The following is a 16,240-nucleotide window of genomic DNA, read 5'->3' as shown; positions in this document are numbered from 1 at the left end:
TGCCCGATGGCGCGCCGGAACAGCCCGCCTCGGTGGGCATGACCATCAGTGCGACGATGATGCCGCCGTCGCGCGATGTGCTGGGCGTCGTAGCCGGGGCTGCCGGAAAGGTCGAGCTTGTAGGTCAGCCGGACCGTGGGAACCACGAACATCATGGTCGCCCGGCGCCGAACAGGCAGGGCAGCAGTATCGGCAAGTTGCCCCTGGGCACGCCGATCAGCACCAGGAGAGTCAGGGGCGGGCGGCGGGCGCCGCCCGCCGGGCCGTCAGGCGATATCGGTACGGCCCTGATCCGGCGTCAGCGCGCGGCGCGTTTGATGAGGTCGGCAGTCACGGCAGGCTGCGAGATCATCGCGACGTGCGAGGCGCCGACCTCGTGGACCTGTGCTCTGGCCCGCCGCGCCATGAACCGCTGGGCCGCGACGGGGAGCACCTGATCGTTCCGAGCGGCGAGGTAGTAGGAGGGAATGGTCTTCCACGCCGGAGCGCCGGACGGCTCCCCGAGCGTGCGCGCGTCAGCGGGCCGCTGGCCGGCCTGCATCAGGTCGGTGGTCGCCCGCGGCACGTCCCCGGCGAAGACGTCGTGGAAGAACTCCTTCTTGATGTATCCGTCGACGAGGTTCTCACCGTAGGGACGGAAGTCCAGCGCCGCCTCATTGAGCTTGCTTCCCGGATACTTCGTCTGCAGGTCCAGCAGCGACTCGCCCTGGTCGGGGGCGAACGCCGCCACGTAGACCAGCGCTTTCACATTCGGGTTGCCGGTCGCGGCGTTCGTGATGACGATCCCGCCATAGGAGTGCGCGGCGAGGACGATCGGGCCGCTGAGGGTGGCGAGGATGGAGGCCAGGTAGGCGGAGTCGGCGGCCACGCTGCGCAGTGGGTTCGCCGGGGCGATCACCGGATAGTTCTCGCGGATGAGCCTGGCGCTGACGTCGTTCCAGCCGGAGGAATCGGCGAACGCGCCGTGCACGAGCACCACGGTGGGTTTGGGCTTGGCTTCCGGCCGGGGCTGCGCCTGCGCCTCGGACGTTCCCAGCAGGGTGCCGGCCGCGACCGCGGCGGATCCGGCCAGCACCGCTCGGCGGGTCGTCGTCATAGTGTGGTCCTTTCAACGTATGCAGTTTGCACCTCAATTGCGGGTCAGAATAGATCCCGGTAGTTGACGATCGCTGAGCCCGGTAATTCAGTCTTTGGGAAGTACGTCGACCTAGCCTGCAGGCATGAATACAAAGAAGAGCGAGACCGCCCGGAAGTGGGGTCTGCGGATTCACCTGCTCTTTTATGTGCTGTCCAATGTGGTCCAGGTCGTGGTCTGGTCTCTCTACGACTCGGGAAACCACTTCTGGCCTGTGTGGTCGATAGTCTTCTGGGGCATCGGGCTGGCCTTTCACGCCTGGAGCGTCTACTCACCGCCCCAATCGAATACCGCGCACTGAGCCGAGCAGTTGGAGAAGTGGGGATGGCTGAACCGGTCCGCCACCCGGGGCGGGCGGTCAGTGGGCACAGGCCGGCGCCAGAAAGCTCGAATCCGATTTGGCACACCCCATTCACCTGCTCACCCGCTTGGCTGACGCCGGTGAGACGGCCGAAGGTGGCGCCAGACTCGCGGTCAAGTCCTCGGCGTCGCCGCAACTGAGCAGGACGGAGGTTGCGGTATCCAGGTGACCGCGGCCGTGATGTCCGGCACGCCCGCCAAACTGGACGAGCGCCTGAGACGATCCTGCCTGGCAGGTGGATCCCTTCTACGACCAATCCTGGGCCCATATACTCGGTGCACGCTGCGTCCCGAAGCGGGTCGCAAGCGGACCAATCTGTCATGTCCATCCGGGAGTCGACGTGACTGGGCCCGCCCATCCCGTTCGGCCCGACGGCGAAGATCCGCCGACCGGTGCCGGTTTGCTGCGCCTGCAGGTCCTCGGTCCGCTGCGGCTGTGGCGCGATGGCGCCGAACTGGACGTCGGCCCCCGGCAGCAGGCGCAGCTGTTGGCCCTGCTCCTGGCGCGCGTGGGCCATCCGGTCAGCACGAGGGAATTGATCGACCTGCTCTGGGCCGATGACGCTCCCGTCAGCGCGCTCAACCTCATCCAGAAGTACATCGGGGCATTGCGGCGGGTGCTCGAACCCGCGGTCCCCGCCCGGGCAGCAGGTACGTACCTGCACCGCCGCGGCAACACGTACGCGTTCAGCGCCGGCCCCGGCACGCTGGACCTCGTCACGTTCCGGGAACTCCTCGAAGCCGCCCAGACCGCCCTCGCCCAGCAGGCTCGCGAAGTGGCGCTCGACCACTACGTCAGAGCGCTCGGCCTCTGGCGTGGCCCCGCGGGTGACGGGTTGTCCTACGGATCGGCCGCGATGTCGATCCTGGCCACCCTGGACGACGAGTTCTACGCCGCCTGCGCGGCGGCGGCCGAGCTGGCCGTGTCGTTACACCGTCCGGAGCGGGTGATCCCGTCACTGCAGCTGGCCGCGTCGATGGCGCCGTTCCACGAACCCGTACATGCCGGCCTCATCACCACCCTCGGCGCCGCCGGACGGCAGGCGGAGGCGCTGTCAGCGTTCCACGCGGTCCGTGACCGCCTCGCCGAGGAGCTCGGCATCGACCCCGGCCCGGCGCTGCAGGCCGCGCACCTGCGAGTGCTGACGCAGACCCCGACGTCGCCGGCGGTGACGAGCACGGAAAGTGAGAGTGACCGCGCACCGGCGAGCCTGGTCGGCCGCGGCGAGGAACTCGGCGTGCTGCGGCAGACCATCGAGGCGGCGCTCACCGGCCGCACCGGGCTCGCCATCGTCGAAGGCGAACCGGGCGCGGGCAAGACGCGCCTGCTGGAAGAGGCCACCGCCGCCGCGGACCGGCGTGGCGCGCTCGTCGTCTGGGCTTCCTGTTTGGAAGGCGACGGAACACCCTCGATGTGGCCATGGGAGCAGGCGCTCACCGTTGTCCTCGACAGCCTGCCCGCGTTGGCGCGCGAGAAGTGGCTGGCCAGCGAACTCGGTCGCCTCCTCGAATCTCGGGACGATGACGCCGCGCCGCCGGTTTCCGGCGGCCGCGCCCAGTTCCGCCTGTTCGAGCAGGTCGTCACCTTTATCGGCCAGACCTCGGCAGAACGACCGATGCTGCTCGTCATGGACGATCTTCAATGGATCGATGCCACCTCGCTCCAGTTGTTCAACCACCTGGCGGGCCGGCTGCCCGCCGGCACCGCGATCATCGGCGCCCTTCGCGACCGCGCGCCCACCCCCGGCCCCGACCTTTCGCGGGTCCTGGCCGCCGCCAGCCGGCTGCCCAACCACCGCAGGATCCAGCTCGGCCCGCTCAGCCTGACCGACGTGGCCGAACTCATCCGCCGCGAGACCGGCCACGAACCCGGTACGGACATCGCCCGCAACATCCACGTTCGCACCGCCGGCAATCCTTTCTTCGTCCGCGAACTGTCGAGGCTCCTCAGCGACCGCGGCGCGCTCGGCGACGGCGACGCATCGGCCCGGGCCGGGGTGCCGTCCACCGTGCGAGACGTCGTCCGCGATCGGATGGCGGGCCTCGACGAGAGCGCTCGCGACCTGCTGCGGGTCGCCGCGCTGATCGGCCGCGAGGTCGACCTCGGCCTGCTCGCCCGCGCCGCCGGTGTCGACTTCGCAGACTGCCTCGAACGCCTCGAACCGCTGCGCGCGCTGGGCCTGCTCGAAACGGGGCCGGAGGACCCGTTCTCGTGGCGCTTCGCGCACGACCTGGTCCGCGAATCGATCATGGAGACAACGGAGCAGCTGCGGACCATCCGGCTGCACCTGCGAGTCGCGGACGCGCTCGAAGAGAGCCAGGCGGACGACGAGTCCATCACCGAACGTCTCGCCTTCCACCTGTCCGCCGCCGGTCCCCTCGCCGATCCGGTTCGTACCGTGGAGGCGCTGAAGCGCGCCGGTCGTCGCGCGACGACCAAGCTCGCGTTCGCCGCCGCCGACCGGCACCTGCAAGCGGCCGCCCAGATCGCGCGGAACGCCGGGCTCCCGGAACTCGAGCTCTCCGCCCTCTCGCTGCTCGCCATCGCCCCGCGCCGGCAAGCCGGGTTCGGCGGCACGACGTTCGATCTGCTGGAGCGTGCGGAACACCTGGCCCGCACGCTCGGCCGGGAGGTGGAGGCCGCCGGCCTCCTCTTCGCTCGCCTGTTCGGGGCCTACACCTTCCTGGAGTGGGACCGCGTTCGTCTGGTCCGCCGGCTGTACGAGCAAGGGGAGGCGTCCTCCGATCCGGTCGTCCGCGTGTACGGCCGGCAAGCCTGGGGCCTGCACCAGTGGGACATCGGCAACATCGGCGAGGCATACCGGTGCTTCAGCGAGAACAACCCCGCCCTTCTCGACGGGGTTGTCTCCGCGCACAGCGAGACCCCGATCCGGCGTGACGTCTCGGGTGAGTGGCCCGGCTGGCAGGCCGTCATAACGGCACTGCACGGTGACGCCGGGACGGCGGAGACCATGATCGACAAGTGGAACGGCCCCGACGACTCGTATGCGGTCGCGACCTGGGCCTACTACACCACGATCATTGCTTCGATGGCCGGTGACGCGGCCTGGGTGATACGCACGATCGAGCGGTGGATGGCCGTGGGCGCTGGCCGCGCCGCCGTCCAGCAGGAGCACTACGTACGCCTGAACTGGTACTGGGCCCGTGCCCTCACAGGCGATGACCCGGCCGGTATCGCGGCGGAGGCCGACCAGCTCCTGACCGGGACGCTGGTCGACCCGCCCCGATGGGGCGTCGCGTACCACCACGCGCTGATCGCCGAGATGTGGCTGGCCGCCGGGATGCCGGACGAGGCGGGCATCGCCCTCGACCGAGCGGACCAGGCCCTCGAGGCCTACGGCCAACGCTACGCCGAAGGACTGGTCCTGCTGCTGCGGGCGCGCCTGCTCCACGCCCGCGGCGAACCGGCCGAAGTCGTACGAGCCGCTGCCGAAACGGCCCGCGACCGGTCCGACGAACGCGGGTCCCACCTCTTCGCCCGGCGCGCCGAGAAGTTCCTCACCGAGCTTTGACCGCGCTCAGGCCACACCGTCACGTTGGATCTGTGGATGCCATCGAGCTCGATCGAGCTCGACTCCTGATCAACCAGCCGAATCCGGTCGCCGTGAAGAACATGACAATGCCGTACACCGCGCCCGGGATGGCGATCTCGGCACTGTTCAACAGCGTCGGGCTCAGCGCGATCGTGATGGCGAGCCCGGTGTTGTGGATGCCGATCTCGAACCCGGCCGCGGTGGCCGCGCGGTGGTCGACGCCGGCCAGGCGCGGCACGCCGTAGCCGATCAGCAGGCTCACGATGTTGAAGACCAACGCGGCGAGCCCGACCGAGACGAAATAGCCGACGAGGTTCTCCCGCTCCGCGTACAGAACGGCGTAGATGACCCCGACCAGGACCACGACCGACAGCGCCCGGACGGGGAGGTTGAGCCGCCGCGCCGCCTCCGGCGCCCATGCGCGCACGAGCATCCCGATCGCGACCGGTACGAGCACCATCACGAAGACCTGCAGTATCTTGTCGAACTGCAGCCCGAGGGCGGCCCCATCGGGCAAGAAGTACCCGGCCGAGAGGTTCACCACGATCGGCAGGACGACCACCGCCAGCACCGAGTTGATCGCGGTGAGCGTGACATTCAGCGCGACGTTCCCACCGAACAGGTGGCTGAACAGGTTGGCCGCGGGGCCACCGGGCGACGCCGCGACCAGCAGCAACCCGACCGCCAGCTCCGGCGGAAGCCGGAAGGCGAGCACCACGCCGAAGCAGATCGCCGGCAGCAGCACGATCTGGCACAGCAGTGCGACCACGGCCGCCTTCGGATACTGGCCCACCCGCCGGAAGTCGTCCAGCGTCAGGCTGAGACCCAGGCCGAGCATGACGATGCCGATGGCGAACGGCAGACTGGCCAAGATCAACGCGGAACCCATAGCGGACATTCTCGGGCATACCTACAAGTTCTGGTAGGTCGCCGCAAGGTTTGTCGGGCGGGGGACGGTGGCTACCACTCGTCAGCAGCCTGGCCATTGCTCAGGTCGGCCATGCGTGATCAGCGTGAGGCATTCCGAGCCGCGGGGACTGTGACGGCGACCGTCCCAGCCGCCTCGCCGGCCTGCGCGGCCCAAGGGCAGGCACGAGGTGCCGGTCAGCCGCGGGCGAGGACGGCGCGGGCGGCCGCGAGCTGCCGATCCTTGGTCTCCTGAAGCGCATGGAACTCGGCGGGGTGAGCCGCGACGGCATCGTCCTGGATGCGTTTCTCCACGGCGGACCAGATGGAGACGAGGTCGGTCCGCGCCTTGCACCCCACGTCCGCCTGCGCCGCGCGGATCTCCTCCTGGGAGGCGGGGCCGCCCTTCATCCACTGCCGGTCGGTGATGGCGGCGAGCGGGTCGGCGTACTGCCGGCCCTGCTCCCGCATGCACGTGCTCCAGGCCCGGAAAACCTGGACGACCTCCGGATCCCCCTGAGAGCGCTCGAAGGTCTCCGAGATGAGCCTGTTGAACAGGGCCTCGTCGACCTGCGGGGTGCCCTGCTCCAGGTGGTCCCGCGCCTGTTTCAGGCAGCCGTCCTTCTCGCCGTACGCCGCCTGCCGTTCCTTCGCCGACAGGCTTCGCATCCGGCCGGCACGTGCGGCGGCGCGCCTGGCCACGGTCGGGCGGTCCGGCGGGTTGTGATAGCCGAAGAGGCGAGCGATCTCCGGTTCGACGACACCGTAGCGGCGGCGGTTGGCCGGCTCCACGTCCTCCGCCGCGCTCTGCGGCAGCACCTCCCACGCCATGCCCCGCCGCCGCATGCAGTCGCGGATGAGAAGCTCTTCGGCGCCCTCAAGGATGCCGATGTCCGACGGGGAGAAGTTGTACTGGTCGAAGGGGATCGAGAGCTCGCGCGCCTCCACCCCCGGCGTCGGCACCGGAATCCGCGGCTCCGTCGCCGCCGCCGTCGAACAGGCGGCTGTCGCCGCGGTCAGGAGCACCCCGACCGCTCCCCGCAGCCGAACAGACACGCTGATTCCTCCGATCGGCCGCGGGGCCGGGTACCGAACTCGGTGTCCTGCGAGCGGTTCAGGGCCTTACGGCCTGACGTACCTGACGGAGCTGGTCTTGTTGTCGAACCCGTTGTTCGTCAGGTCGCCGTCCGAGGAGGACGGCTTCGCCGCGTAGCCGTACGCGCCGGAGCAGTTGGCGGAGTTGTAGAACTGCACCCTGGCGGCGCTGTTGTTCCGCATGGAGCTCGCCTTGTTGTTCACTTTGAGTGCGTTGTAGCACAGGCCCCAGCCCTCGAACATGAACTCCTCTTCTGCGCCCTTGAACTTGTCGTGCTCGTACAGGCAGAAGGCCAGCTCGCAGGAGCTCACCGCCGGGTCCACCTCGGCCTGCGCAGTGGAGCCGACCCCCACCAGGCTGACCAGGGCCAGCGCCACCACACCGGCGCTGCGCACCCTCGCTCGCTTCATGCACACCTCATCTTCGTGGAGCCGAAATTGTTGTGATCATAGTCAGGTACATGCCGGAAAATTCCACGAATTCGGTTAAGTGGCGAGCATGCCCCACCTCGTGGAGGTGACCCCACCTACACGCGTTATGGCCGGAACGTACGCCTGTGGGGGCGATCCTGTGCCGGCGGCGGCCGTGGACGGCCGGACACAAAGCGAGCGGCCCGTCACCGCGTTTCCGCTGGTGACGGGCCTGCAAGGTCCGAACTTGCGTAGGCCGAGCCGACGGTCCCGCCAGAACGGGACCGTGGCGTGCGGCTAGGCGATCTTTTCGGGTACGCGCCGTACGAGCTCGACCGGTTATGGATCGTGGCAGCCAACCTTACTGACCAGGCCGCAACCCGCAGCGGGAGAGCTCAGCCCGCACCCGTCTGCCCCAGGATCGCCGATCCAGGGGCAACGGGGTCTTCACTTGTGAGCAGCACCCAAACGCCTTCGGCGTACTCCTGGCGGGAGATCCTGCCGTCGCCGTCGGTGTCCAGTTGGGCGAAAGCACCCTCGGCCACCTCGTGGGGGATACCCATCCCGCTGAAGAAGTGATCGAGTTCCGGCGCTGAGATGAACCCGTCTTCGTCGGTGTCGGCGGCATCGAAGGCGGCGCACGACAACGCGCTGGTCATCTGCTGGAACTGCGGATGGCTCGCGACCAAGTGGTCCACCGCCTGGGCGAACTCCGCCTCGCTCACCGCGGCATCGCCATCGAGGTCGGCGTCCTCGCGGATGTGTTCCCACCAGTCCGCGCACAACTGCTGAATGGCCTGATGCTGACGCGAGCCCGGGTCAGGGGCCACCGCGGCACATACCCTGTCCGCGATGCGCTTGAAGTCATCGGCAGCGATCTGCCCGTCGCCAGTGCTGTCGAGCAGTGCGAACAGGGCAGCGACGTTGGACTCGTGCAGAGAGCGGGTCACAGGTGTACCTCCCGGATCGAACGGCGTGGATCGCGACCGATCCCTAAGTATCCGGATGGCTCCGCTCAGTGACAGATGGCGTCATGGTGGCGACGCGGCAACACTAATGTGCCTTGAGGGAGCGCGTGGGAGCAGTACGCCGGTGTTCGCGAAAGCACGGCCTCCGAGAGAGTCCGACACCGGTGTGTCGTTACCAAAGCCGAGGCTCGCATGAAGATCGCTACCTGGATCGCCAATGTCTACAACACCACCCGGCGGCACAGCGGCCACAATGGGCCGCCACCCATCACATTCGAGCATCACGTGGCCAGGCCGTACATGCTGGTGACCAGGAGCGATGCCGCTATTCGATCGTGCGGAGCGCGCCCTCGGCCAGCACGTGCGCCGCCTTGATGCCGTCGGGCACGCCCGGGGCCTCCAGCCACTTCGGTTCCAGGTGATCCGCCCAGTCGATGATCTCGGAGGCGAGAGCCAGCGCCTGCGCGTCGCGGCCGTGCACGAGTTCCACGGCGAGCCGCAGGTACGCACCCTGCCGCGTCCCGTCGAGCTCGGCGGCCAACGCAGCGATCCGGTCGGCGGCCCGCACACCGTGCCCGGGATGCTGCGCGGCAAGGACCGCGAGCACGAAACGGATTCCCGGCGGCTCGGCGTCCCACCGGTCCAGCAGCACCGGAACCTGGTCGCCGACGGTCCGGAACACCTCCTCGGTCCATGCACCCGACAGGAGTGGCTCCCCCTCGTCCAGCGCGAGGTCGGCGAACGCGACCAGGTTGTCGTTGCGGCGGCCACCGGCGACCATCAGCCACAGATAGAGGTCCCGGCGCTGACGCGCGGGCACCGTGTCGGCGACGATCAGCTCGGTGAGGAACGGCAGCGCGGGGGCGGTGGCCTCATAGCAGTCGCCCTGGTGCAGCAGGTCGTCGCCGAACAACTCGTCGAGGACCTCGTCCCACTCCCCCGTCCCGTCCGCCAGCTCGCGCAGCAGGCCGGGGACGTCGTCGGCGGAGCCGTGCGCATGCTCCAGGTCGCCCCACGGCACGTCGTCGAGACCGGCCAGCTCCACGATCCCCGGGGTGGCGAAGTCCGGTGTGAGCGCCAGTGGTGCCAGCGGTGGCGCCGGAACGACGGTGACCTCCGGGACCGGCGGACGCGCCTTCGTCCCCTTCACCTCGATCGGGGCGGTCCAGCTGCGATACTCGGCCATCCTGCTGACGTCGAACCGGCTGCCGCCACTGGGCCGGCCGCCATGCATCCGCGCGATCGCCGCGGCTTCCCGGCTCACCGCCTCGATCTGCCGGTGACCCACGGTGTCGACCGGGTAGGGCCCCTCGTCGAGCGCCATCACCAGCCAGCCGCCGTCCGGGTGCGGACGGGCGAAAACGCAGGGGAACCCGTACGCCGCGAGCCGCTCGGCGAACACCTGCGCCGCCCCCTCGTCGGGCACGACGAAGTCGTGCATCCCCGCCATCGCGCTCCAACCGGCCACGCGCTCGTCTCCGTCCCGCCGCTTCTGCTGTCCTCCTCCTGCCAGCCTGCCAGATCGCCCGCGTGCTGCCCTGCCTCCCGCAGAAGGTGAGATCGGATGACCGAGTCCGTCCTGACAGCTCGTCCGGGTTACTGCGATGGACCCGCGACGATACCCGGGGATGCGTAGGAAACGCTAACCTTCGGACCCAACGCCGCGGCCCGAACGGCGGACGCGGTGGAACGTGAGGAGAACATGAGCCAGTACTTCCAGGTTGGCGATCAAGTCCTCTGGAACCCCTCGAACGGAGTCGCCGGCCTGTTCATGCGATCAGCGGAAGCGCTTGCCCCCGAGACAGGATTGCCGACGGGGCTCGGCCCTATGGTGAGCGACGAATGTGAGGTTGACCTGCCCGCCTTCGCGGCCTTCGTGAGTGCGCTGATCGAGCGCTACGAGCGTTCGAACCATCCCATCCTGCACTCACTCATGGAGGGCTTCATAGCGACGGCCCTCGTTCTCGTTGAGCGCGGCGGAGCAAAACTGCCCGTGCCCCATGCGAACGATGGCGGCTGGAGGGATGTGCAGGTGAGCGAGCATTCCGCATGGCCGCCAGGTGGCCAGGTACGTGATGTTGAGCGATGGGCGGCCCTTTCTGGGCAGCACGCTCGGGCAATGCCGCACTAAGGCTCCTACGACCGGCACAGACGCGGAGTACCCCGGGGCTCAGGTCGTCGCCGAGAACAAGGGCTTGCCGCGCCCCAACGGTGACGGTACCGATGTAGCCCTCAACGGCGCAGGCGCGGCCGTAGTCTCCCCAGGTCTCGACGGGACCATCGTTGTCGTTGACACCCGCCCACGTGTTCAGCTCGGACTGGGGGATGGCGATCAGTGGACCTCCGGCGGTGCTGACCCAGGTATGCAGCACTGATGACCTTGGGCGCGATCTGAGAACACCGTTATCCGGCTCTTCCATCGCCTCGCCCCACCGCTTTGCCGAGCGATTCTCTCCCTTCGATGCTTTCCAGCTGTCCGACGTCCCCGCGTGGGAGCGTTGGCCCGTAAAGAGGACCCTGCTGCGGACTTTCAAGCGCTGATCCGCCCAATCCAGTCACGTGTTCCGAGACCTGATCGGAACCGATCACTGCCGATCATGGCCGTACGCGGTGACCCGCTGCCGGACGGCTCAAGGTTGGGCGGCGGCCATGACACCGTGTACGGCCTGATCGATGCGCCGAGCGGCCTGGTCGGGGTCGGGCTGGCCGGCATCCAGCCAGGCGATGACGGCCTCGAGTGTCAGGGTGGGGATCAGGTTCGCGGCCCAGTCCAGCCAAGGGCCCGCAGGGATCTTCCTGGCCAGGTTGCGGCGGGCGACCTCACGAGAAGCGGAGGTCATGGAGTCGATCAGTTCGCGGAAGTCGGGCTCGCGGGCCGCGTAGCGGAACAGCAGCCTGAAGCCGTCGGGGTCGGCCGCGGCAGCGCGCACGAGGGCAGGGAGGGCGCGCTCGTCGAAGTCGTCGGTGCCGGTGGCCTCGGCCAGCCGCACGCACGCCCGGTCGAGCACGGCTCGGTACAGGTCGGCCTTGGAGTCGAAGTGCCGATACAGCATCGCCCGGGTCAGCTCGGCCTCGGCGGCGATGTCGTCAAGGCCGGTGGCGGCGTAGCCGGCGCGGGCGAAGGCGCGGGTGGCGGCGTCCAGGATCTGCTCACGCCGCTCGGCGCGCCGCAGCCGCCGCACCGGTGAAGTCGGGACGGCCTCAGAGCCGGTACCGCCTGCTTCGGGGTTGCTCATCCCACCTCCACTTGTAGAAGCAGAAGTATACATGTAGCTTTTTAGACATCGAAGTATACAAATCTGCGTCTACCTCTTGGGGGGAGTCGTGTCCGAACCCGTCCGGCTGCCGTTCCAGCAGCCCGGCCCGATGCAGCCGGCGCCGCTGCTGCGCCGGCTGCAGGCCCAAGGCCCGATCCACGCCATCCGCACCGCCGTCGGCGACCCGGCCTGGCTGGTGACCGACTATGAGCAGGTACGCGCTCTGCTGGATGACGACCGGCTCGGCCGCGCCCACCGCGAGCCCGAGCGCGCCTCCCGCACCGGCGAGTCAGCACTGTTCGGCGGCCCGCTGGGCGACTTCGACACCGAGCAGGCCGACCACCGGCGGATGCGCTCGCTGCTGCAGCCGCATTTCTCGCCCAAGCGCATGCGCGCGCTGCGCGGCCGGGTCGAGACGCTCACGGCGAACCTGCTGGACGAGATGGCCGCCGCCGGTCCACCTGCCGACCTGCACGCCGCGCTCGCCCTGCCGCTGCCGATCGCGGTCATCTGCGAACTCCTCGGCGTCCCGTTCGAGGACCGGGCGCAGTTTCGCGCCTGGACGCAGGCTGCCGCCGACATCACCGACCGGGCCCGCTCCGAGCAGGGGCTGGCCGAACTGTTCAGCTACGGGCAGCAATTGGTGGCCCGCAAGCGCGCCGCAGGGGAAATGGACGCCGATGTGATCTCCCGGCTGGCCGCCACCGACGGCGTCAGCGACGACGATGCCGCCGCGATGGGCATGACTCTGCTGTTCGCCGGGCACGAGACCACGGTCACCGTGATCGGTAACGGTGCGCTGTGGCTGCTGACCACCCCCGGCCAGTGGCAGGCCCTCGTGGACGACCCATCCCGGATCGACGCTGCCGTGGAAGAGATTCTGCGCGCGCCTGGTCTGGGTGGCAGCGGCATCCCCCGCTACGCCCGCACCGACCTGGAGATCGCCGGAGCCCACGTCCGAGCCGGGGACCTGGTGCTGCTGGACACCGGCGCGGCCAACCACGACGCCGCCGTCTTCGCCAACCCCGACCGCTTCAATCTCGACCGGCCGCCGGCGTCGCACCTGACCTTCGGCCACGGCGCCCGCTACTGCATCGGCGCGCCACTGGCCCGCATCGAGCTGCAGGTCGTCTTCTCCCAGCTCGTCGCCCACTTCCCCACCCTGAAGCTCGGCTGCGCGGTGGAGGAGCTGACCTTCAACCCGAACGTGCTCACCGGCGGCCTCACCGCCCTGCCCGTCACCTGGTGACGACCATGGTGAAGACGACCGTACGGCGGCCGGTCTTCGGCCGGATGTATCCCAAGATGGCCGCCGCGATCCGCACCGCGCGTACAGCCCCGCAGCCGACTCCGCAACCGGTCGCCGCACCGCTCGCCCCGGCAGGCAGGACACTCCTGCCGATCGCGGCCGGCGCCTGCACCGACGGCTGCTGCTCGCCTATCTCAGAGGGTTCCCTATGATCGGCCGCCCGATGCCCGCCCGATGCCCGCCGCCTACCGCTTCGAGATGCGCGCCGCCCGCACCACCACCGACGATGCGGCGCGCTGGCGGCACCTGGAACGGGCGCACGTCATCTCCCAGCCGTGGCCCTGGCCGCACACCGCTAACCATGTCGCCACGTTCGTCCTCGCCGTACGCCGACGTGACCGGCGTGAGGCGATCGGCCAAGTGACCCGGAGGACCTGGCCCTGCTGCTACAGGCCACCAACTGACGCTGCGGCCTGCGATGAACGGTCCTCGGTGATGTCAGCGCACCCACCAAATTCCATCAAACCAGTTTGATGTATTATCCAGAGCATGGTGCCCGGTCAAGCTGTTCCGCCGCCGTTCGTCCGGTTGGCCGCCCATGAGGTGCGCTGGCAGCTCCTGAGCGAACTGGCGCGCAGCGATCTGCGCGTGCGGGAACTCGTCACCCTGCTCGGCCAGCCGCAGAACCTGGTCTCCTATCATCTGCGGCTCCTGCGCTCGGCCGGGCTGGTCGAGGCCCGCCGCAGCAGCTTCGACGGCCGCGACAGCTACTACCACCTGGACCTGGAGCAATGTGCGCACGCAATGGCCGCCGCCGGTGCCGCCCTGCATCCCGCGCTGCGTCTGCTCCCCGCCGAGCCGGCGAAAGCGGCAGGAACATCGGCGGTGCCTTCTGTGCTGTTCATGTGCACCGGTAACAGCGCCCGTTCACCCATCGCCGAGGCCCTGCTGCGCCACCGCGTCGGCAACCGCGCCGAGGTGACCAGCGCCGGCAGTCACCCCAAAACGCACCTGCACCCCAACGCCGTGCGGGTGCTGCGCCGGCAGTACGGCATCGACATCGCCGACCAGCGCCCACGGCACCTGGACACGATGACCGGCCGCCCCTTCGACTATGTGATCAGCCTGTGCGACAAGGTCCGCGAGGTCTGCCGCGACTTCGACGACCACCCGCAACGCCTGCACTGGAGCATCCCCGACCCCGCCGCCGCCAACGGCGACAACACGGCCCGGGACAGCTATCCCGCCTTCGACCGTACAGCCGCGGAGATCGACCGCCGCATCCGATACCTGCAACCCATCCTTTTGCCCACCCCGCACCGGGAGGTCCAGCCATGACAGCAGCCGACCAGGTCGCCAGTGTCCGTTACATCGTCGACGACGTCCAAGCGGCCATCGACTTCTACACCACTCACCTCGGCTTCACCCTTAACTTCAGCGCGGCGCCCGCTTTCGCCGACGTGGTACGCGGGCCGCTGCGGCTGTTGCTGTCCGGGCCCACCAGCTCCGGTGCCCGTGCCACCCCCGACCAGGCCGCAGGCGCGGGCCGCAACCGCATCCACCTGATCGTCGACGACCTGGACACCGAGATCGCCCGGCTGCGCGACGCGAGCCTGTCGTTCCACAGCGACGTGGTCTCCGGCCCCGGCGGGCGCCAGATCCTGCTCGCCGACCCCGCCGGCAACCTGATCGAACTGTTCCAGCCAGCCCATCGGCCCGCGTCCTGAGCGACGCCTCTGAACAACGGGCCCGAAGCCATATGCCCCATGGGTGAGCCCGTCGGCCACCGACCGGCTCACCGCACGCACCGAGATCAGAGTCCACCGCGTCCGGGATGCTGTTCGTCGGCGTGCACAACGCCGCGCCCCCAGCCAAGCAGTCTCGTGACCCGATACCGGGATCCGTTCCCATGGGAGGTCGCCGTGGCAGGCACACCCGCCCCCACCGGTCAGGGGCAACTGGAGCGCCGCCTGGGCCTGGCCGACGCGGTCGTCATCGGACTCGGCTCGATGATCGGCGCCGGCGTCTTCGCCGCCTTCGCGCCGGCGGCCCGCGCGGCCGGTTCGGGGCTGCTGCTCGGGCTGGCGCTCGCCGCGGTGGTGGCCTACTGCAACGCGACCTCCTCGGCTCGCCTGGCCGCGCGCTATCCCGCCTCCGGCGGCACCTACGTCTACGGGCGCGAGCGGCTAGGGGACTTCTGGGGCTACCTGGCCGGATGGGGATTCGTGGTCGGCAAGACAGCCTCGTGTGCGGCGATGGCGCTGACCGTCGGCTCCTACCTCTGGCCGGAGCACGCGCACGCTGTCGCGGTGACCGCCGTAGTGGCGCTCACCGCGGTCAACTACGCCGGGATGCACAAGACGGTCTGGCTGACCAGGGCGATCGTCGCCGTGGTGGTGGCCGTGCTGGCCGCGGTCGCGATCGTCTGCCTCACCTCCGGTGCCGCGGACGCCACACGCTTGGATGTGGCCCCTGGTGCCACTGTCGCCGGGACGCTGCAGGCGGCAGGTCTGCTGTTCTTTGCCTTCGCCGGGTATGCCCGCATCGCCACGCTGGGCGAGGAGGTCCGCGACCCGGCCCGTACGATTCCCCGGGCCATCCCGCTCGCGCTCGGCCTGACCCTGGTGGTGTACGCAGCGGTCGCGGTGGCGGCGCTGACCGTGCTGGGCAGCACAGGTCTGGGCCGGGCGACCGCTCCGTTGGCCGAGGCCGTTCGCGCCGCCGGGCTGCCCGCCCTGGCGCCGCTGGTCAGCGTGGGCGCGGCGGTGGCCGCGACCGGCTCGCTGCTGGCGCTGATCCTGGGCGTCTCCCGCACCACGCTGGCCATGGCCCGCGACCGGCACCTGCCGCACGCGCTGGCCGCCGTCCACCCCCGCTTCAAGGTCCCCCACCGCGCCGAGCTGGTCATCGGCGTCATCGTGGCGATCCTGGCCGGTACGGCTGACCTGCGCGGCGCGATCGGCTTCTCCTCCTTCGGCGTGCTGGTCTACTACGCCATCGCCAACGCCAGCGCCTGGACCCTCACACCCGGCGAGGGCCGCCCCGTGCCGCTGATACCCGCCGTCGGCTTGGCCGGCTGTTTGATTCTCGCTTTCGCCTTGCCGCTTTCCTCAGTGATCGCGGGAGTAGCGGTGCTGACCGTTGGCGCCGCCACATACGGCCTACGACGGGCGATCAAGCAACCCGCCTAAGTTCGAGACCCTGCGAGCCGTGTGACCGTGATGCGCACTTTTGGATGCATGTCCGCATGAGGGGAAGTAGTCAGCAGGCTACGGAAAGTAACAGACCCTGACAAGTGGGATAGG

16 protein-coding genes and 1 pseudogene are annotated in these 16,240 nt (G+C 69.3%); 8 read left to right on the top strand and 9 right to left on the bottom strand.

Annotated features, from left to right (window positions below):
• Positions 1–298: 298 nt before the first annotated feature.
• Complete coding sequence (locus ACWEPL_RS31210; RefSeq protein WP_452438283.1) at positions 299–1,096, bottom strand: alpha/beta fold hydrolase; 798 nt, start codon at positions 1,094–1,096, stop codon at positions 299–301.
• Positions 1,097–1,220: 124 nt separating this feature from the next.
• Between ACWEPL_RS31210 and ACWEPL_RS31205 the strand changes: the two genes are divergently transcribed.
• Positions 1,221–1,436, top strand: a complete 216-nt coding sequence (locus ACWEPL_RS31205) for a 2TM domain-containing protein (RefSeq protein ID WP_363981401.1) — start codon at positions 1,221–1,223, stop codon at positions 1,434–1,436.
• 295 nt (positions 1,437–1,731) lie between these two features.
• A complete protein-coding gene (locus ACWEPL_RS31200) occupies positions 1,732–5,028 on the top strand; it encodes an ATP-binding protein (RefSeq protein ID WP_452438282.1) in 3,297 nt (1,098 codons plus the stop codon).
• Between the two features lie 19 nt (positions 5,029–5,047).
• Here the strand turns inward: ACWEPL_RS31200 and ACWEPL_RS31195 are convergent, their stop codons facing one another.
• From ACWEPL_RS31195 to ACWEPL_RS31175, 5 genes are all read right to left on the bottom strand, one after another.
• Positions 5,048–5,938, bottom strand: a complete 891-nt coding sequence (locus tag ACWEPL_RS31195) for a bile acid:sodium symporter family protein (RefSeq protein WP_452438281.1) — start codon at positions 5,936–5,938, stop codon at positions 5,048–5,050.
• 215 nt (positions 5,939–6,153) lie between these two features.
• Positions 6,154–7,011, bottom strand: a complete 858-nt coding sequence (locus ACWEPL_RS31190; RefSeq protein WP_452438280.1) for a hypothetical protein — start codon at positions 7,009–7,011, stop codon at positions 6,154–6,156.
• 66 nt (positions 7,012–7,077) lie between these two features.
• Positions 7,078–7,461, bottom strand: a complete 384-nt coding sequence (locus ACWEPL_RS31185; RefSeq protein ID WP_452438279.1) for a peptidase inhibitor family I36 protein — start codon at positions 7,459–7,461, stop codon at positions 7,078–7,080.
• A 395-nt stretch (positions 7,462–7,856) separates the two neighbouring features.
• Entirely contained in the window at positions 7,857–8,411 is a 555-nt protein-coding gene (locus ACWEPL_RS31180) for an EF-hand domain-containing protein (protein ID WP_363981386.1), read from the bottom strand.
• Positions 8,412–8,754: 343 nt separating this feature from the next.
• The gene (locus tag ACWEPL_RS31175) at positions 8,755–9,897 is read right to left on the bottom strand and encodes a hypothetical protein (protein ID WP_452438278.1); all 1,143 of its coding nucleotides are present in this window, start codon (positions 9,895–9,897) and stop codon (positions 8,755–8,757) included.
• A gap of 234 nt (positions 9,898–10,131) precedes the next feature.
• Between ACWEPL_RS31175 and ACWEPL_RS31170 the strand changes: the two genes are divergently transcribed.
• Positions 10,132–10,560, top strand: a complete 429-nt coding sequence (locus ACWEPL_RS31170; RefSeq protein WP_363981380.1) for a DUF6086 family protein — start codon at positions 10,132–10,134, stop codon at positions 10,558–10,560.
• A 55-nt stretch (positions 10,561–10,615) separates the two neighbouring features.
• Here ACWEPL_RS31170 and ACWEPL_RS31165 read toward each other — a convergent pair.
• Together ACWEPL_RS31165 and ACWEPL_RS31160 are read right to left on the bottom strand one after the other, a co-directional pair.
• Positions 10,616–10,849: pseudogene (locus tag ACWEPL_RS31165) on the bottom strand (Imm21 family immunity protein); the annotation flags it as partial.
• A 210-nt stretch (positions 10,850–11,059) separates the two neighbouring features.
• Positions 11,060–11,665: a TetR/AcrR family transcriptional regulator gene (locus tag ACWEPL_RS31160; RefSeq protein ID WP_452438277.1), complete on the bottom strand. Its 606-nt coding sequence runs from the start codon at positions 11,663–11,665 to the stop codon at positions 11,060–11,062.
• An 88-nt stretch (positions 11,666–11,753) separates the two neighbouring features.
• On the opposite strand from ACWEPL_RS31160, the gene ACWEPL_RS31155 reads away from it, so the two are divergent.
• Positions 11,754–12,935 (top strand): cytochrome P450, encoded by a 1,182-nt coding sequence (locus ACWEPL_RS31155; RefSeq protein WP_452438276.1) that lies wholly within the window; start codon positions 11,754–11,756, stop codon positions 12,933–12,935.
• Here the strand turns inward: ACWEPL_RS31155 and ACWEPL_RS31150 are convergent.
• Positions 12,925–13,107: a hypothetical protein gene (locus tag ACWEPL_RS31150; protein WP_452438275.1), complete on the bottom strand. Its 183-nt coding sequence runs from the start codon at positions 13,105–13,107 to the stop codon at positions 12,925–12,927. The two genes, ACWEPL_RS31155 and ACWEPL_RS31150, sit on opposite strands and share 11 nt — an antisense overlap.
• A gap of 62 nt (positions 13,108–13,169) precedes the next feature.
• On the opposite strand from ACWEPL_RS31150, the gene ACWEPL_RS31145 reads away from it, so the two are divergent.
• The 4 genes from ACWEPL_RS31145 (at position 13,170) to ACWEPL_RS31130 (ending at position 16,126) form a co-directional block, all read left to right on the top strand.
• Entirely contained in the window at positions 13,170–13,469 is a 300-nt protein-coding gene (locus ACWEPL_RS31145) for a DUF3703 domain-containing protein (protein WP_452438274.1), read from the top strand.
• A gap of 15 nt (positions 13,470–13,484) precedes the next feature.
• Entirely contained in the window at positions 13,485–14,273 is a 789-nt protein-coding gene (locus ACWEPL_RS31140) for a metalloregulator ArsR/SmtB family transcription factor (RefSeq protein WP_363981362.1), read from the top strand.
• Positions 14,270–14,662, top strand: coding sequence for a VOC family protein (locus tag ACWEPL_RS31135; protein WP_452438273.1), 393 nt, complete (start codon positions 14,270–14,272; stop codon positions 14,660–14,662). Before ACWEPL_RS31140 ends, ACWEPL_RS31135 begins: the two co-directional genes overlap by 4 nt.
• Positions 14,663–14,857: 195 nt before the next feature.
• A complete protein-coding gene (locus ACWEPL_RS31130) occupies positions 14,858–16,126 on the top strand; it encodes an APC family permease (RefSeq protein WP_452438272.1) in 1,269 nt (422 codons plus the stop codon).
• Positions 16,127–16,240 lie beyond the last annotated feature (114 nt).

Source organism: Nonomuraea sp. NPDC004186 (assembly GCF_053603495.1).
The sequence above is the reverse complement of the archived record's forward strand: the minus strand, read 5'-3'. Positions and strand labels throughout refer to the sequence as shown.

Coding starts and splice junctions, on each gene's coding strand:
- ACWEPL_RS31210 (WP_452438283.1), bottom strand. CDS start 1,096: ATGACGACGACCCGCCGAGCGGTGCTGGCCGGATCCGCCGCGGTCGCG.
- ACWEPL_RS31185 (WP_452438279.1), bottom strand. CDS start 7,461: ATGAAGCGAGCGAGGGTGCGCAGCGCCGGTGTGGTGGCGCTGGCCCTG.
- ACWEPL_RS31170 (WP_363981380.1), top strand. CDS start 10,132: ATGAGCCAGTACTTCCAGGTTGGCGATCAAGTCCTCTGGAACCCCTCG.
- ACWEPL_RS31160 (WP_452438277.1), bottom strand. CDS start 11,665: ATGAGCAACCCCGAAGCAGGCGGTACCGGCTCTGAGGCCGTCCCGACT.
- ACWEPL_RS31145 (WP_452438274.1), top strand. CDS start 13,170: ATGCCCGCCGCCTACCGCTTCGAGATGCGCGCCGCCCGCACCACCACC.
- ACWEPL_RS31135 (WP_452438273.1), top strand. CDS start 14,270: ATGACAGCAGCCGACCAGGTCGCCAGTGTCCGTTACATCGTCGACGAC.
- ACWEPL_RS31205 (WP_363981401.1), top strand. CDS start 1,221: ATGAATACAAAGAAGAGCGAGACCGCCCGGAAGTGGGGTCTGCGGATT.
- ACWEPL_RS31195 (WP_452438281.1), bottom strand. CDS start 5,938: ATGGGTTCCGCGTTGATCTTGGCCAGTCTGCCGTTCGCCATCGGCATC.
- ACWEPL_RS31140 (WP_363981362.1), top strand. CDS start 13,485: ATGGTGCCCGGTCAAGCTGTTCCGCCGCCGTTCGTCCGGTTGGCCGCC.